Source organism: Acetobacterium paludosum (genome assembly GCF_008086595.1).
GTDB lineage: Bacteria > Bacillota > Clostridia > Eubacteriales > Eubacteriaceae > Acetobacterium > Acetobacterium paludosum.
In genome coordinates this window covers 110,838-127,879 of the sequence record NZ_RXYA01000008.1, presented here as the reverse complement: position 1 = coordinate 127,879, position 17,042 = coordinate 110,838, and the positions used below count along the sequence as shown (strand labels likewise).

The following is a 17,042-nucleotide window of genomic DNA, read 5'->3' as shown; positions in this document are numbered from 1 at the left end:
TTTAAACATGAGAATGATTGGTTGTTCGGGGTATAAAGACCTTATGAAATATAAAAAATAAAGAAATAAAAAGGATGAAATAATGAACGAAAATATCAAATCGATAGCAGTTGGAGAAAAATATACCATGGAGATAGTGGATATCACCCATAGTGGCGAAGGCCTGGGACGATTGGAAAATATGATTGTCTTTGTTGAAGGTGCGCTTCCTGGTGATGTGGTGGAAGTTGAAATCAAAACGGTGAAGAAAACCTATGCGCAAGGGAAACTTCTAACAATTAAAGAAAATTCACCAGAACGCGTTGTACCGGAATGTCAATACTTTAATGAATGCGGCGGTTGTCAGCTATTGCATATGAGCTATGAAGGTCAGTTGCGAATAAAATCGAAACTGGTTAAGGATGCGCTCGAACGGATCGGCGGACTGAAAGATCTCGCTATCGAACCCATCATTGGCATGGCAGAACCCAGCCGCTATCGAAATAAGGCGCAATTTAAAGTGGATCAAAAGGGAATGGGCTTTTACGCCAAAAGAACCCATAACCTTGTTCATATCGATGATTGTTTGAATCAGCCGGAAAGTGCAGCCGACGTTATCAAGACCATGAATGCCGTTATCAAAGATTTAAATCTTAGTATTTATGACGAAAAAACCCGCAAGGGATATGTTCGAGGTGTTCTGCAGCGAACGAATCTCAAGGGTGAAAACATGATCACAATCATTGTCAACGGCAAAGATTTGAGCCAAAGAGAAGCGATTGTAAATGCCATTCTCGCCGGAGTTCCAAATGTGAAGAGTGTTTATGTTAATATTAACCGGGAAAAAAGCAATGTAATTCTAGGCAAGAAAAGCCTCTGTGTTCATGGCGTGGCTAGAATTGTTGAAGAAATCGGAGATCTGAGTTTTTCCATATCACCGAATTCTTTCTTCCAGGTGAATTCTAAACAAACCGTGAAGCTCTATGATCAAATAAAAGAAATGGCTTCATTAAAAGGAACCGAAACGGTTTTTGATCTCTATTGCGGAACGGGAACCATCGGCCTTTATTTAGCCAAAGAAGCCAAACAAGTCATCGGTATCGAAAGTGTCGGAGATGCGATTCTCGATGCCCGAGAAAATGCCGGATTGAACCACTTTGAAAATGTAACTTTCTATCAGGGCCGAGCCGAAGAGGAAATGCTGCGCATTACCAAAGTTGAAAAGATCAAACCCGATTTGATCATTCTCGATCCCCCTCGAAAAGGCTGTGAAGAAACCCTCTTAAATGCGATTGGTGATTTAAAAACACCGCGGGTTATTTATGTCTCCTGTAATCCCTCAACCTTAGCCAGAGATATAAAAATCCTGAGTGAATTTGGTTATGAGGTTAAAAAAGTACAGCCGGTCGATCTTTTCCCCGGAACTGGGCACGTTGAGACGGTAGTATTGATGTCACGTAAAGATAAAAACGACAAATAAGACGCTACAAACATAAGATGTTTTTGTCTTGAAATGAAAAACGGGCAAAAATCAGGCTAAAAAAGGCCCGATTTTTGCCCTGATTTTTAGGAAAAAGCATATGACGAGGGTATGACGAGGGGACGTTTCGTTTGTCATGCCTTTTAATCTGTGATATACTTAAAAAAACGGGAGGTGAAATCAGAAATGGCAAGACAAGCGCGAAAAAAAAGCACTACTGGCATTTACCATGTGATGCTGAAAGGTCTGGATGGGCGTAATATTTTTCTGGATGATACGGATCGCTCAATTTTTATGGAAAAGCTGAATAAGGCCAGAGAAACCGGCGGCTTTCAGTTGTATGCCTATTGTCTGATGGATAACCACGTTCATTTGCTGATCAAAGAAGGGGAAGAACTGGGCACCAGCATCAAACGGATGACGGTTGGCTATGTGCAATTGCACAACAACAAATACGGTCGAACCGGCCATCTTTTTCAGAATCGTTTTAACAGTGAAGCAGTCGAAGATGACCAATATCTGATGACGGTGATTCGGTATATTCACCGCAATCCCTTAAAAGCCGGTATGGTTTCTCGACTGAAGGAATATTCATGGAGTAGTTATCAACAAATTATTCAGGCTTATCAGGGAAACTCATCGATCATCGATATGGGGATCATCAAAGACTATTTTCCGACCGCCGCAGATTTTATTCGATTTTCTGAGGAAGAAAACCAGGATGAATGTCTGGAAATAAACCTGAAAACCAGGTGTAGTGATGAACAGCTTACTGTCCTGCTGAGTAAAAATCCCGAATACCGGAATCTGGGGGAACTGTCGGTAGACAAGCGAAATCAGCTGATCCGTCAGATTCAGCAGGAAACCGGCGGCAGTATCCGCCAATTGAGCCGGGTGTTGGGGCTGGGAAAAATGATGGTGGAGCTGGCATTGAAGCGAAGAGCATGACGAACAAAACGTCCCCTTGTCATACCCTTGTCATAAAACGAAGGAGAGGAACAACAGATGAACACAGTTGAGCGTTTTGTCAAAGCTCAGGGAGAAAGCTATGGGCAGGCACTAACGGAAATAAAAAATGGCCGCAAGCGCAGCCATTGGATGTGGTATGTTTTTCCCCAGCTGAAAGGGTTGGGCAGGAGTGAAACGGCCAGGTATTATGGAATAGAGAATCGGCAAGAAGCAAAGGCGTACATGGCGCATCCGGTACTGGGTTCGCGCTTACTGGAGATTTCCGGGGAACTGTTGAAGCTTGAGTCGAGTGATGCCAATGCGGTATTTGGCCGACCCGATGATTTGAAGCTGAAATCATCAATGACTTTGTTTTATCTGGTCGATGGTAATCCGACTTTTAAGGCAGTCCTGGATAAGTATTTTGGTGGCGAGATTGATGATGTTACGGCTGATCAATTAGACAAGTGAGAAATGAACGCTTACGATGAAAAGTCTCCGCGTCACATAGTTATGATTTCTTTTTACCATCGTCGATAATTTCGATTTCTAAATAATCAAACCAGATGGATTAGATAAACTGGTCTTCATGAAAAGAGGTTTTAGAAACCTGAGTAAGTTCATTAAAAAATATTATTTATAATATGACGCTATACTGTCATATTTAAGATGTTAGAATTAATTAAAAATTGTAGGTAAGGGAGAAATGAAGATGGCCAGACCAACAACTAAGCCCAGCTTGATGGCAGAAGCAGATAGTAATTATCAAAAACTGAATCAACTGATTGATTCAATGACCGAAAAAGAGTTGTCGACAGCATTTGATTTTTCAGATGATGATCGAAAAAAAGAGGCCCATTGGGGAAGAGATAAGAATCTTCGAGACGTTCTGGTGCATTTATATGAATGGCATCAGCTTGTTTTGAATTGGGTGGATTCCAATATGAAAGGTGAAGATAGACCTTTTTTGCCGGCTCCGTACAACTGGAAAACATATGGAGCGATGAATGTGACTTTTTTTGAAAAGCACCAGAACACTTCACTTGATCAATCCAAAGAAATGTTTGAAAAATCACATCAGGATGTTCTAAAGTTGGCGGACACTTTTACAAATGAAGAACTGTTTACAAAAGGGACCTATAAATGGGTTGGCGGAAGCACATTGGGTTCATATTTTGTGAGTGCGACAGCAAGTCATTATGATTGGGCGATGAAAAAAATCAAAGCACATATTAAAAATTGTAAAGGTATCAAAAACTAAGCAGAGAGGTTTAGATGGCTTGTGCCTATTGATATGGGCTGGACGTCGATCAATCTGAAACGTCTCCTCGTCATACAGGTCGTTTTGTGCCCTGAGTGAAACAAAAGGAATTTATATATACCGGGGTGCAATGAACACTATTTAGTTCATGTTATGCGATCCCACAAGAACTTTCTGCCGGACTTCAATTCTTATGTGAATTTATTCTCATAGATGGTAACCTTTCTACCAGGTGACGGATGAGTGGCGGATGACTTACTATAAAATCATAAGGAGAACTCACTAATCCACAGCGTCTAGATAGATTATAGTAAATAAAAAATCAAATGAAAACTTAGTATTTACTATGGTTTTCATTATACAAGGAGAAAACATGCGAATTGATATTGATACATGGATTCAACAATGCCTAAGCAAGCTTAAAGACCTGTTTGGCTTTAGGCTGGTATTCGTTGGGTTACAGGGCAGTTACGGACGCGGAGAAGAGATAGACGACAGTGATATTGATGTCGTCGTGATACTCGACCATGCAGACCCAGAGGATTTAAAAGCGCATGGCACTATGCTGGATTCGCTTCCAAATCGGGAAAAAATATGCGGATTTATCTCTGGCCTTCAAGAGTTGAAGAACTGGGAACGCTCCGATTTGTTCCAGTTTTATTACGATACTACGCCGATTTACGGAAATATCGATTTTATAAAAGAGTTGATTTGTGAGGAGGATGTCCGCAGAGCGATCCGAATAGGCGCTTGTAATCTCTACCATATGTGCGGGCATAACATGGTACATGAAAGGGACGGCGAGTTGCTAAGAGTTCTGTATAAATCGGCAACTTTTACTGTCCAAGCAATTTCCTATCTCTTGACAGGGACCTACCGAAAGAGAAAAACGGAACTACTTCCAGTTCTGCGACCACCAGAGCGTGAGATACTGGAAACTGCGATAATCCTCAAACAGCAGACGGATTTAACGCAGGCTAATTTTGACCGGTTTTCCGGACAGATTTTTCGGTGGGCGTCGCATTTGATTACAGAATATCAGCCGGATGAAATCAGAATTCAGATAGAAAGCGGGTGTTCTGATGCGTAAACTGTTGTCGGAAATGACACTTGAGGAATTGTGGGAACTATTTCCGATTCAACTGACGGAGCACAAGGAATACTGGAGGGACTGGTATCAGGAAGAACAAGAGCTTTTGTTTTCCTTTCTGCCGAAGAACGTTCGAATTTATCACATTGGAAGCACAGCCATCAAAGGAATCTGGGCAAAACCAATTGTTGACATTTTAGTGGAAGCTGATATCAAGAAGCATAAAACAATCAAGAATCTGCTTATTCAAAATTGCTATGGATGTATGGCGCAGAATAAAAATCGTATTGATTTTAATAAAGGATATACGCAGGACGGCTTTGCTGAACGGGTATTCCACCTGCATCTTAGAGAATTCAGTGATAATGATGAGCTTTATTTCAGGGATTATCTAAACGAAAATTTCGCGATTGCCAAGGCATATGAGCAATTAAAGCTGTCTCTTTGGAAACCGTTTGAGAATGACCGCGACGGATACACAGAGAGGAAATCTGAATTTGTTCTAAAGCACACGCAAAAAGCAATCGAACAGTACGGAAAGGAAAAATATCAGGAAGTAAAAACGGCATGGCAAGACAAGCCCGGGTAAAAAGCGCAACCGGCATATACCATGTGATACTGAAAGGGCTTGATGGGCGTAATATTTTTCTGGATGATGCGGATCGCTCATTTTTTATGGAAAAGCTGAATAAAGCCAGAGAAACCGGCGGCAGTATCCGCCAATTGAGCCGGGTGCTAGGGCTGGGTAAGATGATGGTAGAACAGGCATTAAAACGATGAACATGACAAATGAAACGTCCCCTCGTCATAGTCATAGAGACGGTAATATTGATGTCACGTTGTGGTATAAACGAAAAGATAGATGACATAGGTTGATTTTAATGGCGACAAATTAATAAATATAATCATACCATTAAAAACAGAAAAGAATATTTTAGGTGGTGAAAAAATGAAGCGTTGCATTGCAATTGCCGGAATAGATTTAAAAAAAATTAAAATATTAGGAGGATTTGTAATGTCTATTCCGGAAGAAAAAATATATCCACGGACTGGTGATTCACAAACTATTTATTTAAATGCGGCTATCACCAATCCCAATATTAAGATTGGTGATTATACAATGTATAATGACTTTGTCAATGATCCGATTGATTTTGAAAAAAATAATGTTTTATATCATTATCCAATCAATCATGATAAATTGATTATTGGTAAGTTCTGTTCCATTGCTTGCGGCGCTAAGTTTATTTTTACCAGTGCCAACCATACCTTGAAATCTCTCTCAACTTATCCGTTTCCGCTTTTTTGGGAAGAATACAAGCTTGCGCAGAAGGATGTAACACAGGCTTGGGATAACAAGGGCGATATCATTATTGGAAATGATGTCTGGATTGGGTATGAAGCGGTTATTATGTCCGGCATTCATATTGGCAATGGAGCAATTGTTGGAACAAGAGCAGTTGTAACAAAAGATGTTGAGCCCTATACAATAGTCGGTGGGGTGCCGGCAAAGCCGATTAAAAAGCGATTCAATGATAAAACAATTGAAAAATTACAATCTATTTGTTGGTGGAACTGGGATAAAGAAAAAGTGTGCGAAAAAATAAATGATATTATGGGCGGAAATATTGATAAATTGTAAGGATTTATTTTATTAAACGCAAAACAAGAAAACCCAGGGGCACTGAGATAGAAAAATCTTGGTGCCTTGTTTTTGTTGTTTGCAATTTATATATAACGATGATAAATATTTGAATAATTACACTATTCTGTTGTATAATTAAATACAGTCACAATAGTAAAATATAGCGAAGTAAAGAAAAGTATTTTATAAGTAATAAGTAATAAGGAATAATATATGATTGATTTTTATAATGATATTTTAGATATTTTTAAGAAAAATTCTGATATTCTATTTGGTATTTCTAATATAGACTTTAGTGAATATAAGGTAGATTACAAATGTGCATTAGTTATTGCTGTTCCACATAAGGAATTATTGGGTATAAATGATTATAAAGAGGATAGATTTGAAAATATAATATGTGAGGCACGTGATTATATTAATTTATTATTAGAAGAAATTACTACCATATTAAAAAAATATAAAATTCAATATTATATACCGCCTGTTGCACAATCAAGTGAAGAAACACTCATTGCACCATTATCTTTTAAATTTGCAGGTGTTAATGCAGGTTTAGGGTGGATAGGTAAAAATGGTGTTTTAATTACAGAGAAGTATGGACCAAGAGTAAGGTTATCTACAATACTAATCAATTATGATTTGCCAATAGGAAATCCTATTACAAAAAGTAAATGTCCACCAGAGTGTAATATATGTGTTAATACTTGTCCTTATAATGCTTTGACTGGCTATATTTGGAATATATGCTCAAAACGTGAAGAATTAATTAATTGTAAATTATGCAACCAAAAAAGAAGCCTTTATTTAAGAACACATAATAGAAAAAATTCATGTGGATTATGTATGGTATCATGTCCTATTGGATTATAAAAATATATTAAGTTTGATTCGCAATTTTCTTAAAATGTGAATTAAGGAAGCTTAAAATGATTTCCCTTAAAAATCATCATATTATCAATACTGTTATTAAACATGGCCTAAATAATAAAGATATAATGAGGTGAAAGGAATGGCTATAGAGAAGAAATATATATCAGATATTGAAGCTATATTGTCGCATCGGTATGATAATGGCGCCGACTATTGGACGACACCGGACAAACGACTAATAAAAGGATCACCTTTCTCCATGCTGGATAGCATATCATATCTGTTGGAATTAGGTATGGAACCCACCGAGCCTTTACTTAAAGAATGCGCCAACATAATATTCAGTGCATGGAGGGAAAACGGAAGTTTTAAGCTGTACCCACAAGGTTCAATTTACCCATGCCATACCGCCAATGCGGTTAATGTGCTTTGCCATATGGGTTATGCCTTTGATGCCAGAGTGCAAAAAACCTACCCATATCTTTTGAATACACAATATACCGATGGCGGCTGGCGTTGCAATAAGTTTAGTTTTGGACGAGGTCCAGAAACTGAGTATTCGAACCCCTTCCCAACACTTACTGTCCTGAACGCATTCCGCTTTAGTGACTATCTCAACAAAGAACCAGCACTTGACAGGGCTGTGGATTTCTTGCTTGAGCATTGGATAATCCGGAAACCGATTGGCCCATGCCACTATGGAATGGGCACACTGTTTATGCAGGTCGAATATCCCTTTCGAAACTATAATCTTTTTGTTTATGTTTATGTTTTATCTTTTTATAACAGGGCAAAGGCGGATAAGCGGTTTTTGGAAGCCTTTGAAGCGCTAGAGTCCAAGATGGCGGATGGACAGATTGTAGTTGAGCGTGTTGTTCCGAAGTTGGCCAAGTTTTCTTTCTGTAAAAAAGGGGAACCAAGTGCATTGGCAACAATACGCTATCATGAAATTTTAAAAAACCTTGGCGAAAAATGAACGGCTTTCTTTGCTCCGTATATTTGAAGAACATAAGTCAAAGGAAACTGCAAAGAAAAAGAAATAACGCATCAGCTTGGAAGGAGATCTGCAATTATGATATTAAAAACAGAACGTTTAATACTGCGCCCTTGGCAAGAGTCGGATGCAGAAGATTTATATAGATATGCAAGTAATCCGCAAGTTGGACCGATAGCAGGCTGGCCAGTACATACCAGTGTAGAGAACAGCCTTGAAACAATAAAAGGGGTATTATCAAAACCGGAAACCTATGCAGTAGTACTTAAAAGCGAAGGTTATGCTGTCGGAAGCATTGGTTTAATGATTGGCGATGCCAGTAATATTGGTCTGCCCGAGACGGAAGGCGAAATCGGATACTGGATCGGCGTGCCTTTCTGGGGACAAGGCCTGATACCAGAAGCATTGAATGAACTAATTCGTTACAGTTTTGAGGATTTACACCTTAAGAAATTATGGTGCGGTTATTTTGATGGCAATACAAAGTCAAAGCGAGCACAGGAAAAATCTGGATTTGTATACCATCATACGAATGAGAATATTGCTTGGCCGTTAATGGGCGATATTAGAACAGAGCATATTACTTGCTTATTAAAAAAAACAAGAGGTTAGTATTTTGACAGAAAATAAATCAGCTAAAAGTGTTATCCCAGCAGTAATCATGATTAGCCTTGCGCTGGCATTTCGGCAGATGTCGATGACGATTGTAATGCCGTTTATTTCTACCTATTGCAAGTCGTTAATCGGATATACATCCGTGTTTGCCGGCCTTGCTGTAGGAATTTTTGGACTTACCCAGGCGATTTTTCAGATTCCTTTTGGAATGCTCAGCGACCGGTATGGGAACAAGCGAATGATGTTGATTGGACTCACTCAAGTGGTCGTAGGTCTTGTCCTCGCTTACTTAACAAACAATATTGGTTTGTTGATTTTCGCAAGAGCTTTACAGGGAAGTGGTGCCGTAATCGGCGTTGGCTATTCGTGGGCCGCCGGTATGGCAGGTGAAAAAGAGAGAATTCGCGCCATGAGCATATTGGGTGCGTTTATTTCTGCGGCGGCAGCTCTTGCATTTGCCGTAGGGCCATTACTTCGAAAAATTATGTCAGTTAATTTGATGTTCCTGTTCTGTGCGATTTTACTTTTTCTCAACGAATTATATATTCTGCTTTTTATAAAAGATCATAAAAGCGGAGATAAGCAGGAACAGGGTATTCCTGACAGTAAGCATATTAAAATTCTTTTAAAAAATAAAAATTTCATAGTAATGAATTTGTCTGCTTTTATAAACAATTACATGATGATTTCTGTTTTTTATGCTGTCCCAATTTACTTGACCAAGGTTACCAGTGAAACGGGAATGTGGAAGGTATTTGTTCCGGCAATTTTCATTGCCATCCTAGCGATGAAACAGGCTGTTCGCTGGACGCAAAAAGGGTTTAATAAACAGGTCTTGATGATATCCTTTTTAATTTCGGCCTTGAGTCTTTTTTTATATTTTGAAAAGTCATCCTATTTATTTTTACTGTTTGGAACCACCTTATTTATGTGCGGTTATATTTCCATTGGAACCATCGTGGCAACCAATGTAAATAATGTAGTAAAGGATAGTTATCGCGGTACCGCCAATGGTATTTTTAATTCGTTTCAATACGTTGGTAATTTTGTGGGGGCTGTCGTAACGGGTGCGCTATGGGGAATTTCGGAACAGTTAACGTGGTTTGTTACAATCGGAATTGGAATTGCAGGATTTTTGATTATTGCATTAAACAGTTCTTCTCAAGAAGTTATTCAAGAGGAGAAAAATTAGCATGAAAGAGAAAATATTAGATACTGCGGCACGCTTGATTCAGCGATTTGTTTACCGACTATGATTTTTTAATTGAAAACCGGTTTAATACCCGATAAGCAATGGATGAGGCACTAAAAATCATAGTTAACGGAATATTGAAAGAAAATCAGCCATAACAGATATTAAAAGATCCGACTAGAAAGATAATTTCTAATCGGATTTTTTATCAATGCTTAAAATGACGTGTGTTTTACTGATCTTTAGTCAGGGTTACTTCATTTTTTTCCCTATGTTTTAAGATGCCTGATTTAAAAAATGGTATAGCCGCCATCAACGGCCAGACTGGCACCGTGAATAAATGAGGCATCTTCACTTGCCAGGAAGAGAATCGCCTTTCCAACTTCCTCCGGCTCGCCAGCTCTGGCAGCCGGGCTCATTTTAATCTTCATGCAAACCGGATGTTGGGGTATTGCCAGGACACGGGCAATCATCTCGGTAGCAATCGGTCCCGGAAGGACGGCATTAATGCGGACACCATTACGGCCGTGGTCTAAAGACATTTGCCGGGTCAGCCCCAGAAGTCCGTGTTTGGCAGAGGTATAGGCAAGGCCACCTCTGCCAGCCCCGGTAGAGGCCATCGAAGCGACGTTGACAATGGCACCGGCACCCTGCTTTTCCATAATCGGGATGATTTTTTTACAAAGCATGAATGGAGCGGTTAAATTGGTGGACAGCACGGTATTCCACTCATCACCGGTAATATCATTCATATTTGCGGTGGTTCCGCTGACTCCGGCATTGTTCACCAGGATATCGATCCGGCCGTATTTATCCATCGTTGCCTTTACTAAAGCATCCAGACTTGTCTCATCGGTGACGTTTGTTTTCTGAAAGAAAGCTTCACCCCCGGCATCCAGAATTTCATGGACAGTGGCATTGCCTCTTTCTTCATTGGTGCCGACAACGACTACTTTTGCCCCTTCTTCGATAAAAATCATAGCCGTCGCTTTTCCGATTCCCTTGGTTGAGCCGGTAATAATAGCAACTTTATTTTCAAGTTTCATGATAAATCTCCTCCTATATTTTTTTCAATTATTATTTAGAAATTTTGATAACCTATGGTATTTTTGTCCTATTTGCGTCCGGTTTCCATAAATGCGGTTCGGTCGTAGCGGCCAGCCATTAAATAGGGGACTATTTCTTCCGCGTTCATCTTTTTTACCAGATTCAGCTTATGAACAAGGAGACTGTTTACCGAATAAGCTCCGCCGACCATTGTGTTTATCGGCAATTCACCCCATGGGTCGTCAATGCTGGAACGAAGCTTCAGGCTGGCAAAGCCCGGTTTCCAGGATTTGTAATTGTACTCACAGAGATTCTGCAGCAAGGCTCCATTCATAAAATGGGATACGCCTTCTTGGTCTGGTTCACGGTCAAAATGATAATAGAATCCCCCGCCATAGGTCTGTTTTCCCGGTGCCGGGAATTGATACAAGGCACCAGTCAGAGGACTGTTAGTTTCGCCGAGTTCCAGTTTGGCCTCAATTAGCTGAACACCGCGGCGGCTGACACTGGCAGTAATCGTATTTCCAGTTTGGCGGATCACAAATTCGGCGCCCAGTTTTTTGGGAATACTGCCATTGTCACGGCCAAGTTGCACGGCCATTTCGGCTCCGGGTCCGCCCAGCACCAGGCTGAGAGGATAAAGTCCCAGGTCTTTTCCATTCATCGCGTATACGCCCAGAATGGCTTCATAATAATCATCGGCAAAAGAAGGATTATGAACATGTGCGATGGACAGGGTCACCACCGGCATGGAGAAAGGTTTAAGTGGTGGCGGCAACAGCCGAGCGATGACAGCAGGATCCGTGAGAAAGCAAAGATACAGGCCTTCCTGATTGTCCATCAGCGAAAGCTTCCCAAAGTTTGGCAGTTCTTCTTGAGAGGTCAGAAAACTGGTGGATTTTGGCTTCTCGACAAACAGACTGCGGCCCGCTTCAAAGCCGGCCCGGACAGCCGGTTCAATACGGCCAACTTTAAGGGCATCGCCGATAATTATCACTTGCTCAAATCTTGTTTTCAGATCGTCTAAAAGAGAACGATTTGAGCAATAACCCAGAGATAAAACAACCGCATCAGCCGGGATGGAGACTGCTGAGTGATCTTCCAGTTTTTCAAGAACAACGCCATCCGGTTTGATTTCTTTTAACGCATGGGATAGCATGTAAGTTACGCCATATTTTGCCAGCCGTCCGGTGACATCCAAAACATTCGTGCCATTTCCGTCCGGAGCGACCTTGTCCAGCATTTCGACAATTGTTACTGAATTTCCGGCAGCACACAAATACTCGGCGGTTTCAATACCACTCATCCCGGCGCCGATCAATACGACCTTTTTATCTTTCAATCCGGCGGCGCCGGAAAGGACATGGTCAATTCCTACGACATTTTTGCCGTGAACACCTGGTACTCGTTCGGGCACGATCGGGGTACTGCCGGTGGCGAGAATGACTGCATCCGGTTTCATTTCCGCTAATATAGAAACAGTTGCTTCGGTATGTAGGTTAACTTTTACATTCAGACGAGCAAACTCATTCTGATAATATTGTGAGATCCAGTCCATCACACTTTTATGAGGGGGCATTTTGGCAAGATTGACTAGACCTCCAAGTTCATTTTCTTTTTCAAACAAGGTAACCTGGATGCCTCGAAGGGCCAGCGTGCGGGCGGCTGACATGCCGGCTGGACCACCACCGATGACGGCGACTTTATGACTGCAAGAATCGTGATCTAAGTTGCCAAGCTTTTTCTCTCTGGCCAGGCGTGGATTCACGGAACAGACAGGGGGAAGACCAACGGCATTATTTTCGTTTAAACTTTCAAAGCAGCGCAGACAGGAAATACATTTGCATAATTCTTTCTCCCGGCCTTCTTTTACTTTAAGACCCCATTCTTCATCAGCCAGCCAGGCGCGGCCTAAAGCCACAAAATCTACGATGCCGTCTTCCAGAAAATCTTCACCTACGGCCGGTTCACGAATGGCCGAAACACCGATTACCGGAATGGAAACATGATCTTTAACCGCTTTGATCAGATCCCGTCGCCAGCCCTGGGGGAAGGAAATCGGTTCGACGCAGACCGACCCGGTTTCATAAATTCCGCAGCTGACATTGATGACATCAATCCCCAATTTTTCCAAGGCCATGGAAATTTTGACGCCATCCTGGATATGAATGTAATCTTCCGTTACCCCGACATTACTTAAAAACTCTTCAACGGAAAGACGTACGCTGATGGGAAAATCCGGTCCGCATTCTTTCCGGATACCGGCGATAATCTCGGCCATAAAACGCAGCCGGTTTTCAAAACTGCCACCGTATTCATCATCTCGTTTATTGGTATAGGGGCTTAAAAACTGATTGATCAGATAACCATGAGCAGCATGCAGTTCAACACCGTCACAGCCAGCTTTCTGCACGCGAACGGCACCGGCGATAAACTGTTGTACCAGTTCTTTAATTTCGGCATTTTCAAGAGCCCGGGTCGGCTGATTGAGATATTTGCAGGGAATTGCTGATGGCGCAGCGACCGGTCCTCCGACCAGAGCAGCCAGCGTTTCACGGCCGGGATGATGCAGCTGAATGAAGATTTTTGTACCATGTTTATGGACGGCTTCCGCCAATCTCGATAATGGTTCAATGTGACGATCTTTGGTAACGGAAAGCTGACGCAGCATTCCGGCACCATGCACATCGTTTACACGAGTAATTTCAGGAATGATCAACCCGGCCCCACCAATGGCTCGGGCCTCATAGTAAGCAATCATATCTTCAGTCGGCGAACCGTCCAGTTCAGCCAGTCCGATCCCCATCGGAGCCATGACCAGACGATTTTTCAATTTTAGTTTTCCAATAGTACCTTCTTTAAACAGTTTTTCATACATATTTTTCCTCCTTATTATTAACCGCATTGAGTTTAGGATAAATTCATTATACGTTGTCTGTCCGAATTTTCCTATATTGACGGAAAACGATTTTTCATTGACAATTTGTGCATGATGCACTATTCTAATTTTAAAGAGCAAATATAAAATAGCTTAATCTGGAGGGGTCGAGCATGAAATTTAATGATCTCATCACAAAAATATCGGCTAATATACCGATCATAAAAGATTCTTGTGACAATCAGACCGAGATTATCGACATTGCGTTAATTGACGGACGGCAAAATTCATTTCAAGGAAATGTCCTATACTTTGGTTATAGCAGCCAATTAGATAGTGCTGAAACTCCACCCTGTCACTGTATCCTGGTTAAAGATGACAAATCCTCAACCGAGAAAATCCAAAATCTCGCTTTTGTTGAGACATCGGAATTATTTTCAGCTGTCAATCTGGCTCGTACCTTGATGAAAAGTTCAGGGGGCGGGCTTCTTTACGAAGAACTCATAAAGCGCGCCAATGAAACAAGAGATCTTCAGGCTGTCGTTAATACCGCGTCCATAATGCTTGGAAATTCTCTGATTTTCAGCGATGTTAATTTCAAAATTCTGGCTCATTCCACTTCGATCCCAGTTACCGATGATTTATGGAAGGACAATATCAGACAGGGGTATTGCAGTTATGATTTTATCCAGGCCGTGCAACAGCTGAAGCCAATTCAACAAGCTGCCCATACCACTGGTGCCATTGAAGTTTCATGCACCGAATCACCCCATCGAAAGTTGAGCAGTAAGGTCTTCCATAATGACATGCAGGTTGGTTTTCTGCTGATGATTGAAGGCGAAACCCCAGTAACTCCGGTACATATGGAAATGCTGGAGGTGGTGAGTCATGCCATCAGTTATACCATTACCCATTATTTTTCTTATCTGTTTCAGAGCGGTACGCGTTATCAACAACTGCTGTATGAACTACTGATTGGAGCACCGCCGGAAAATATTGCCAGTTGCTTTCCCGGGTTAGAGTTTGCATCCAAACTGATTGCACTCTCGGTTCTCCCGACACGCTATCTTGGCGAGCGGCATTTGAAAGATCATATTGTGCCGGCGTTGAAAGACGTTTTACCAGGTTCACATGTTACCTACCATGAGGGCAAAGCAGCTGTTTTGGCACCGCTTTCGAGAAATGATGATTTCCAAGGTGAACAATTACAAGAGCTGCAGAATCTGGTGGCCAATGAACATCTTCGCATTGGTGTCAGCAACGCCTTTACACACGTTGAAAGTTTTGCCAAATATTATCGCCAGGCGGTTTCGGCGCTAAATCTTGGGAAACGGCTGAATCCGGAAAATCTTATTTTCTACTATATCGATTATCAGTTTTATGATCTGCTTGATCATGTGGAAGATGAATCTCAGCTTGGACTGTTCTGCCATCCGGCATTAAGTATGTTGCGACAATACGACCGAAAAAATGAAACCTGCTTTTATGCTACCCTGAAAGTTTATTTAGACAGTGGATGCAGTATCAAATTCGCATCAGAAAAATTGTTTATTCACCGAAATTCACTGGTGTATCGACTGGGACGGATATCCGAAATCAGCAATGTTGATCTAAATGATTCATATATTCGCTTTATGCTACGGATGTCTTATCTGATTGATTGTTATAAAGGCCAGGCTGCTTAGTACTGGTAGGCTGAAATGACAATTAATAAATTTGACAGAACTCGGAAAAAGATTAAAAAAATAACCACCGGATTTAAGGAAGGATATAGATTATGAAAGTAGCAGTTATTCATGGCCAGGCTCATCAGGGCAATACATATCATGTGACACATCAGCTGATCGAACAGCTGGAATGTAAAAAAGAGGATGTAGAGGAATTTAATGTCAATGGATTAGAACCGTGTGTTGGTTGTTTCAACTGCATATTGAAAGATGAAAAGAAATGTCCGCATTACGAGCAGATGACACCGATGATTGAGGCGATAGACGCCGCTGATGTGATTATCGTTGATTCGCCAAATTACTGTATGGGAATGACTGGTCAGTTGAAAACATTTTTTGATCATTTGGCATATCGATGGTTTAGCCACCGACCAAATGGTAAGATGACTGGGAAAATTGCGGTCGCTATTTCAACTACGGCTGGCGGGGGAGCTAAGGGAACCACCAGGGATATTGCGAAACAGCTTTTCTGGCTGGGAATCGGAAAGACTTATCGAATCTCGGAAGTGGTCGGCGCATGGTCGTGTGATCAGGTGACGGGCAAAAAGCAGCAGCAGATCGCTCAGGACGTCAATAAAGTTGCTGTAAAAATCAAACGTAAAGTCGGAAAAGTGAAACCGGGACTCAAGACTATGTTTGTTTTCAAACTATTTAAAATGATGCAAAAAGGAATGGTCTGGAATCCGGTTGATACGGAGTACTGGAAAATGCAGGGATGGATAAAATAGACTGCTCTGGTTTCGGATCTTCAAGAAGTTGGTAATTCTTTCTGTTCTGCAGACCATTAAATCTAGGTGACAATATTTTGGATAACATAAAAAGAAGGCTTCTGCTTAACCGCTTGTTTCGCCGGTTTGCAAAAGCCTCATCTGAATTTTTTTATTTGAATGTTGCGGTAGGACTGCCATTCTCGATTTTTAGATTAATTTCTGAAACAGAGAATAAATCAATGTTTGTCCATTCAACGGTCGCTCCAGCAGAGTCGGCAATCATTAAATCCCAGTATTGATCTTGAACATCAGTGTCAAATACAATATCGGTTGAGTTTCCGGTTGGAAGGGTATCCGTTGTTAAAATATCATCCCCCCAATTTTTTTCTCCGGTTGGTGAAACATAGATTGAATAAATTTCAATCCCAGTATCATTGACAATTGTAAAATCCTGAGAATAAGTTGTTGCTTGATTTGAAGATGAACCACTCCCGGTCGAAGATGAACCACCACAACCTGTAAAAATAAACACCGACAAAGCAAAAACCACCAACAAACTAAATATTTTCTTCTTTTTCATTTTTTCTCCTCAAAGTTGAATTT

17 protein-coding genes are annotated in these 17,042 nt (G+C 41.1%); 14 read left to right on the top strand and 3 right to left on the bottom strand.

Annotation, left to right across the window (positions count from 1 at the left end):
• Positions 1-82 precede the first annotated feature (82 nt).
• The 12 genes from rlmD (at position 83) to FZC41_RS09840 (ending at position 10,077) form a co-directional block, all read left to right on the top strand.
• Positions 83-1,459: a 23S rRNA (uracil(1939)-C(5))-methyltransferase RlmD gene (rlmD, locus tag FZC41_RS09900; RefSeq protein WP_148567250.1), complete on the top strand. Its 1,377-nt coding sequence runs from the start codon at positions 83-85 to the stop codon at positions 1,457-1,459.
• 186 nt (positions 1,460-1,645) lie between these two features.
• Entirely contained in the window at positions 1,646-2,407 is a 762-nt protein-coding gene (locus FZC41_RS09895) for an REP-associated tyrosine transposase (RefSeq protein WP_148567249.1), read from the top strand.
• A 57-nt stretch (positions 2,408-2,464) separates the two neighbouring features.
• Complete coding sequence (locus FZC41_RS09890) at positions 2,465-2,878, top strand: DUF1810 domain-containing protein (protein ID WP_148567248.1); 414 nt, start codon at positions 2,465-2,467, stop codon at positions 2,876-2,878.
• 241 nt (positions 2,879-3,119) lie between these two features.
• A complete protein-coding gene (locus FZC41_RS09885) occupies positions 3,120-3,668 on the top strand; it encodes a ClbS/DfsB family four-helix bundle protein (RefSeq protein WP_148567247.1) in 549 nt (182 codons plus the stop codon).
• A 373-nt stretch (positions 3,669-4,041) separates the two neighbouring features.
• A complete protein-coding gene (locus tag FZC41_RS09875) occupies positions 4,042-4,758 on the top strand; it encodes a nucleotidyltransferase domain-containing protein (protein ID WP_148567246.1) in 717 nt (238 codons plus the stop codon).
• On the top strand, positions 4,751-5,347 hold the full coding sequence (locus tag FZC41_RS09870) for a GrpB family protein (protein ID WP_148567245.1): 597 nt from the start codon (positions 4,751-4,753) through the stop codon (positions 5,345-5,347). Before FZC41_RS09875 ends, FZC41_RS09870 begins: the two co-directional genes overlap by 8 nt.
• Complete coding sequence (locus FZC41_RS09865) at positions 5,326-5,538, top strand: hypothetical protein (protein ID WP_186855171.1); 213 nt, start codon at positions 5,326-5,328, stop codon at positions 5,536-5,538. The genes FZC41_RS09870 and FZC41_RS09865 overlap by 22 nt, the downstream gene beginning before the upstream one ends.
• Positions 5,539-5,773: 235 nt before the next feature.
• On the top strand, positions 5,774-6,400 hold the full coding sequence (locus FZC41_RS09860) for a CatB-related O-acetyltransferase (protein ID WP_148567297.1): 627 nt from the start codon (positions 5,774-5,776) through the stop codon (positions 6,398-6,400).
• A gap of 216 nt (positions 6,401-6,616) precedes the next feature.
• A complete protein-coding gene (locus tag FZC41_RS09855; RefSeq protein WP_148567244.1) occupies positions 6,617-7,276 on the top strand; it encodes an epoxyqueuosine reductase in 660 nt (219 codons plus the stop codon).
• A 139-nt stretch (positions 7,277-7,415) separates the two neighbouring features.
• The gene (locus FZC41_RS09850) at positions 7,416-8,252 is read left to right on the top strand and encodes a prenyltransferase/squalene oxidase repeat-containing protein (protein ID WP_148567243.1); all 837 of its coding nucleotides are present in this window, start codon (positions 7,416-7,418) and stop codon (positions 8,250-8,252) included.
• Between the two features lie 96 nt (positions 8,253-8,348).
• Positions 8,349-8,882: a GNAT family N-acetyltransferase gene (locus FZC41_RS09845; protein ID WP_148567242.1), complete on the top strand. Its 534-nt coding sequence runs from the start codon at positions 8,349-8,351 to the stop codon at positions 8,880-8,882.
• A 4-nt stretch (positions 8,883-8,886) separates the two neighbouring features.
• On the top strand, positions 8,887-10,077 hold the full coding sequence (locus FZC41_RS09840; RefSeq protein ID WP_243136689.1) for an MFS transporter: 1,191 nt from the start codon (positions 8,887-8,889) through the stop codon (positions 10,075-10,077).
• 290 nt (positions 10,078-10,367) lie between these two features.
• On the opposite strand, the gene FZC41_RS09835 is transcribed toward FZC41_RS09840, so the two are convergent.
• Positions 10,368-11,123, bottom strand: coding sequence for an SDR family NAD(P)-dependent oxidoreductase (locus FZC41_RS09835; RefSeq protein ID WP_148567241.1), 756 nt, complete (start codon positions 11,121-11,123; stop codon positions 10,368-10,370).
• A gap of 68 nt (positions 11,124-11,191) precedes the next feature.
• Positions 11,192-14,002 (bottom strand): FAD-dependent oxidoreductase, encoded by a 2,811-nt coding sequence (locus FZC41_RS09830; RefSeq protein WP_148567240.1) that lies wholly within the window; start codon positions 14,000-14,002, stop codon positions 11,192-11,194.
• A 173-nt stretch (positions 14,003-14,175) separates the two neighbouring features.
• Between FZC41_RS09830 and FZC41_RS09825 the strand changes: the two genes are divergently transcribed.
• Together FZC41_RS09825 and FZC41_RS09820 are read left to right on the top strand one after the other, a co-directional pair.
• On the top strand, positions 14,176-15,687 hold the full coding sequence (locus FZC41_RS09825) for a PucR family transcriptional regulator (protein ID WP_148567239.1): 1,512 nt from the start codon (positions 14,176-14,178) through the stop codon (positions 15,685-15,687).
• A 92-nt stretch (positions 15,688-15,779) separates the two neighbouring features.
• Positions 15,780-16,457 carry a flavodoxin family protein gene (locus FZC41_RS09820; RefSeq protein ID WP_148567238.1) on the top strand — a complete coding sequence of 226 codons (678 nt, stop codon included), beginning with the start codon at positions 15,780-15,782 and terminating at the stop codon, positions 16,455-16,457.
• A 151-nt stretch (positions 16,458-16,608) separates the two neighbouring features.
• Here the strand turns inward: FZC41_RS09820 and FZC41_RS09815 are convergent, their stop codons facing one another.
• Positions 16,609-17,019 (bottom strand): hypothetical protein, encoded by a 411-nt coding sequence (locus FZC41_RS09815; RefSeq protein ID WP_148567237.1) that lies wholly within the window; start codon positions 17,017-17,019, stop codon positions 16,609-16,611.
• Positions 17,020-17,042: the final 23 nt, after the last annotated feature.